Source organism: Trichlorobacter sp., assembly GCF_030247655.1.
Lineage (GTDB): Bacteria > Desulfobacterota > Desulfuromonadia > Geobacterales > Pseudopelobacteraceae > Trichlorobacter.
On sequence record NZ_JAOTRZ010000214.1, the window covers coordinates 1 to 4,894 of the forward strand.

The window sequence follows — 4,894 nt, forward strand, 5'->3', positions numbered from 1 at the left end:
GTATGTGAAGCAATAGAAATGGCTGATTTTAGCTCATCTAAACAACCTCACGTATTGGATATGGGGTCTGGCTGGGGTGTTTCAAGTGAATTACTTGTATTTTGTGGGTGCAGGGTTACAGCTGTAGATATTAATCATAAGTTTGTTAGGCTTGTTAACGAACGAGCAATATCTAAGTCATTGCCAATTGAAGCGATAATATCATCTTTTGATGATTTTAGCTCAACTGAAAAGTATGACGCTATATTTTTTTATGAGTGTTTGCATCATTCAGTTACTCCATGGTTGCTTCTAGGCAAGATGGCAAACTTTCTTGCGCCAAATGGCAGAATAATTATTTCAGGAGAGCCAATTAATTCAATTTGGTGGAAACACTGGGGGTTAAGGTTAGATCCTTTGTCAATATATTGTATAAGGAAATTCGGTTGGTTTGAGAGCGGTTTTTCTTTTGAATTTGCTGAAAATATTTTTAAAATGATAGGCTTTAAAACCCAAATATTTAAAGGGAGAAGTATTAACGGATCTGATATAATTGTCAGCTTTGAACCGAGTTCACCGTATAGATGTACAACAAATAATCTTCTTACAGAGTTTAAAATTAAGATTGAAGCAATTGATGTGATTAAAACAGTTAAACATGGCACTAGTTATTATCAGAGAGTGCAGGTAGAAAATTTAGGATCTCAAACTATATACGGTGAAGGAAACAATCCTGTTCACATTTCGTATCACTGGAAATATATAGATGGTGAATATGTTGAGTACGATGGTGTGAGATCAAAGTTAGATCCCCCGATTTTACCGTCTGATAGCTCACAAATAAGGGATGTCAAAATATTGGCTCCTTCGGCTCCTGGTGTTTATCAGCTTGAAATTACCATGGTGCAAGAAGGAGTGGCTTGGTTTGAAGACCGTGGTTCTCATTGTGCAAAGCTGGCAATAAATGTCGAATAATTTCGATGTTGATATAGTTTAGTCAAATGATGGCGGAGTCAGTGCCTGTCGTGGTTAATCGGGAAGGCTTTTGTGAAAAAGTTTGGTAGTGTGGTGCTTCATATTGGTTGTCCTAAGACTGGATCCACATCAATTCAGGCATTCTTAAATAGTGGACGTCAGGCCTTTTTGGCTGCCGGTCATCTGGCCTATCCACCGGGACATTGGCATGCACAGTTGTCGTCATGTTTTAGTAACAAACCTGATCAGTGCTATTTCAATGTGTCACATGGACTTACTGATCTTGATACCATTCGTAAGAGAGATGCATTGTATTTTGATGAGCTCTGTCAGTGGTTGGACCAAGTTCGACCGTGCAAACATCTGATTTTTAGTTACGAAGGTTTTCTTTATCTTGATACGGATGCACTAGACCGTTTTAAGACATTCGCTTTGAAGTGGTCTGACGAAATTATTGTTGTGGCCTACGTCCGTCCACCGCTATCCTTTGCGGCTAGTGCTTTAAGTCAGCAGGCCAAAACAGGGGTTTTGTTCCAGCATCTTCCATATATTCCGTGGAAAACAATCATTCAAATTTATTTATCAGTTTTTAAGAAAGATCAACTGATTCTTCGTAAATTTGAAAGGGATGTTTTAGCAGGAGGAGATGTTGTTGATGATTTTATGCATGTCTTGGGCATTACCTCTTTACCGAGTGAATTGAAAGGTTGTAGGGAGGCGGAGAATGAATCAGTTTCAGATGTTGGGATGTTGCTCAGCATAAAAATCAAAGAACTGCTGGAAAAAAGAAAAGTAACTGTAACTCACGGTGCATTTTTCGATTTTTTGGGTAAGCATCTTTCACTAATACCAGGCAACAGGTTTAAACTTGAACCAGAATTATGCAGCCGTATTCTCGTAGAAAATAAAGAAGATATTGAATATTTGTATGATGAATTTGGTATTTCACTTGCTGAGCCAATGATTAAAAATCCTGGATCAATGAGTCGCTTTGAGCAGGATCGTCAACTGGTAAGCATGATTGATGGTATAGCTGAGCTTATAACTCAGGTAACATTTGGAGGAACAAGGCATAGTGACTTTGCTGCTCCTGAATTTAATCTGCTTAACATAATGCTTGAAAGTGAAAGTCATCTGACATCAGGTGGTCTACTTTCTTTCATTCTTGAGTTTTCATTGGCCGTTGAAGTTAGTGAATTAGTGATTGGTATTCGTATTTCTGATGGATTTGGTCGTTTGGCCTTTAGTACGAATACACAACGCCTTGGTCAGCCGTTATGTGATCTGGCCATAGGTACTTATTGTGAACAGTGGGCTATGGTGGCTGATCTGCCGAAAGGCGACTATGCGGCATCTTTTGTTTTTTCTGAACGCCTAAAAGGTAGTATGCGCAAGATTGCTTGGTATGACAAGCTGGTGAGTTTTTCTATTGGAGAAGAGACACTTTCAACGGGTTATACTCGTTTACCGGTTACGACAACTTGTAGTCGCATATCAGACCGTGTTGTGCGACCGTTGACAGAGGTTAAGGGGACGCTACGTTTCGGTGCCGTGCCAGTAAATCTTGCGTCAGGGGAAACCGTAGTGATGTCTGTGGTGTTGAAGAATAGCTCGAATCAGGACTGGATTAGTCTACATAAATATCCAATTAACCTCTCCTACCACTGGTTAGATGAACAGGGTGGTATTGTTGTGTTTGATGGAGTTCGGACACCGCTGCCTGGAGGTGTACTATATGCTGGGACTAGTGTGGAGGTCACATTGATGGTGAAGGCACCTGATACTCTAGGGCGTTATCGGCTGTGTGCTATGCCGGTTCAAGAGTTTTTTGCTTGGTTTAATGAGATAGGTTTTTTGCCAGGCGAAGCTATATTTGAGATCGTTACACAAGATGATTCTACAATAATACTTCAATGTCCCTAGTTATTCCCGTTGATGCTTTTACCTTCCCGATAAGCGGCATTGGCTGTAATGTATGGGGAGGCTTTCAATTGGAAAGGTGTTAAAATCTTTGAAAAGACTGTTGATCCTTTCCGTTGATGCCCTTTCTCCTCCCCTCAGTGGTATTGGTCGTTATGCTTGGGAGTTGGCATCTCGCTTACCTTTAACCCGCTCTATAGATGTAGTTCGCTACATGCGACAAGGGCGCTGGATTGAAAATCCTGCTGTTCTGCTTGATCCTGCCTGCCGTTTGCCCAGAAAAAGTTGGCTGCAAAGAAGAGAACCAAAGCTTGTTGCTAACTGGAGATTAAGGCAGCAATGTCGTGGCGCTCTTTTCCATGGTCCTAACTATTTTCTGCCTGAATATATAGATATTGGAGTTGCGACCATCCATGACCTTTCAATTTTCAGATTCCCTGAAACCCATCCTCTCGAACGTATCAAACAGTTTGAGGCCAATTTTGCCACCACACTGGCGCGGGCTGCCCATCTGATTACCGATACGGAGGCGATCAGGCGTGAAGTGATTGAAATGTTTGGCTGGCCTGAAGATCGGATTAGCGCGGTACATTTAGGTGTTGGAAGCGGCTATCGTCCACATGACGATTATGAAACCACAAATGTGCTTGCCAGGTTCAGGTTGTGCCATGGCAGGTACAGTTTGTGTGTTGCAACCATTGAGCCTCGCAAGAATATTGATCTGCTTTTAGATGCCTATCGTGAGCTGCCGTCAGCTATGCGCAGTCAGTTTCCGCTGGTGTTAATTGGTAATGAAGGCTGGCAGAGTGGACAGTTACATGACAGAATTAAGGCCTTTTGTGCTGAAGGGTGGCTACATTATCTGAAGTTTGTTCCTGAGGCTGATTTGCCGATGCTGTATGCCGGGGCGCGGCTGTTTGTCTATCCGTCCCGATACGAAGGATTTGGCTTGCCGGTGTTGGAGGCGATGGCTTCCGGTGTTCCGGTGATCAGTTCTACTGATCCGGCTCTGGTTGAAGTTGGCGGTGACGCGACCTGGCAGATATGCCCTGAAGATAGAACTGCATTTATCCAGGCTTTGGAACAGGGGTTGGAGGACGAGCTCTGGCGGGGGGGGGCACAATCAAAAGGCTTGTCCCGTGCCCAGAGATTTACGTGGGAAGCGTGTGTGGAGGAAACGGTACGGGTGTACCAGAAGGTGCTGTGAGCCGTGTTACTGTTTGTGCAGGACAACGATATTACCGGCATTGAGCAGGCTTGGTGTGCGGCAGAGTTTTCTGAAGGCCTGGTGTATTTCTCCCATAAAGGTTATACAGCGTTCGCTGAATGGCTGCGGGGAGGATTCAAAAAGGATCCCTTTTTCATGGGGGCGTTTGATGACGCGGTAGTCGGAAAATCCGGCGTTCTTTGCGCAGCTAATAATTCTACCAGGGTGCATCTCTTTTTCTGTAACACCGAATGTTTTAACGGCATATTGACTTTCATGGGAGAGGTGATGGTCTTTACCCGGTTCTACGGTGATGCAGATACCCCCCGGCTTCAGCGATTGGTAGACCGCAGTAAGGGCTGCCTGTTCATCTACAGCATGATGCAGCGAATCATAAAAAACAGCGCAGTCAAACTGTTCCGGCATGTCAAGTGATTCATAGTCACTGACCAGGAAATCAACATTGGTCGTCCCGGCTTTCTGTCTGTTTTGGTGGGCAAGTTCAATCATGGCTGGTGCAATGTCCTGACCGATAACCTGATAGCCTCTCTGGGCAAAGAGGATGCTGGTCCAACCGGTACCAACCCCAAGGTCAAGCAGTCGGGCAGGAGGCGGAGGCAACAGCAGAAAAATGGCGCCGAGGTCCAGAAAATAATTGCCGCAACGGGGATCTGAGTAGGGTTTGTGCTGTGCGTGATAGGCGCCATCTGTGCCTATATTATCTATATAATCAATTTCACCCTGTTTTGCCATTCAACCTGATTCCTTGCAATGTGTGCCGCGTGTTTTTTACGCTGTTGCAACCTAACAGGG

General features: G+C 44.0%; 4 protein-coding genes. 3 read left to right on the forward strand and 1 reads right to left on the reverse strand.

Annotation, left to right across the window (positions count from 1 at the left end):
- From OEL57_RS14005 to OEL57_RS14015, 3 genes are all read left to right on the forward strand, one after another.
- The coding region (locus tag OEL57_RS14005; RefSeq protein WP_300741259.1) for a class I SAM-dependent methyltransferase at positions 1 to 954 on the forward strand (954 nt) is incomplete at its 5' end.
- A 72-nt stretch (positions 955 to 1,026) separates the two neighbouring features.
- Positions 1,027 to 2,877, forward strand: a complete 1,851-nt coding sequence (locus OEL57_RS14010) for a hypothetical protein (protein WP_300741260.1) — start codon at positions 1,027 to 1,029, stop codon at positions 2,875 to 2,877.
- 88 nt (positions 2,878 to 2,965) lie between these two features.
- Positions 2,966 to 4,081, forward strand: coding sequence for a glycosyltransferase family 4 protein (locus OEL57_RS14015; protein WP_300741261.1), 1,116 nt, complete (start codon positions 2,966 to 2,968; stop codon positions 4,079 to 4,081).
- 6 nt (positions 4,082 to 4,087) lie between these two features.
- Here OEL57_RS14015 and OEL57_RS14020 read toward each other — a convergent pair whose 3' ends face one another.
- Complete coding sequence (locus OEL57_RS14020) at positions 4,088 to 4,834, reverse strand: class I SAM-dependent methyltransferase (protein WP_300741262.1); 747 nt, start codon at positions 4,832 to 4,834, stop codon at positions 4,088 to 4,090.
- Positions 4,835 to 4,894: the final 60 nt, after the last annotated feature.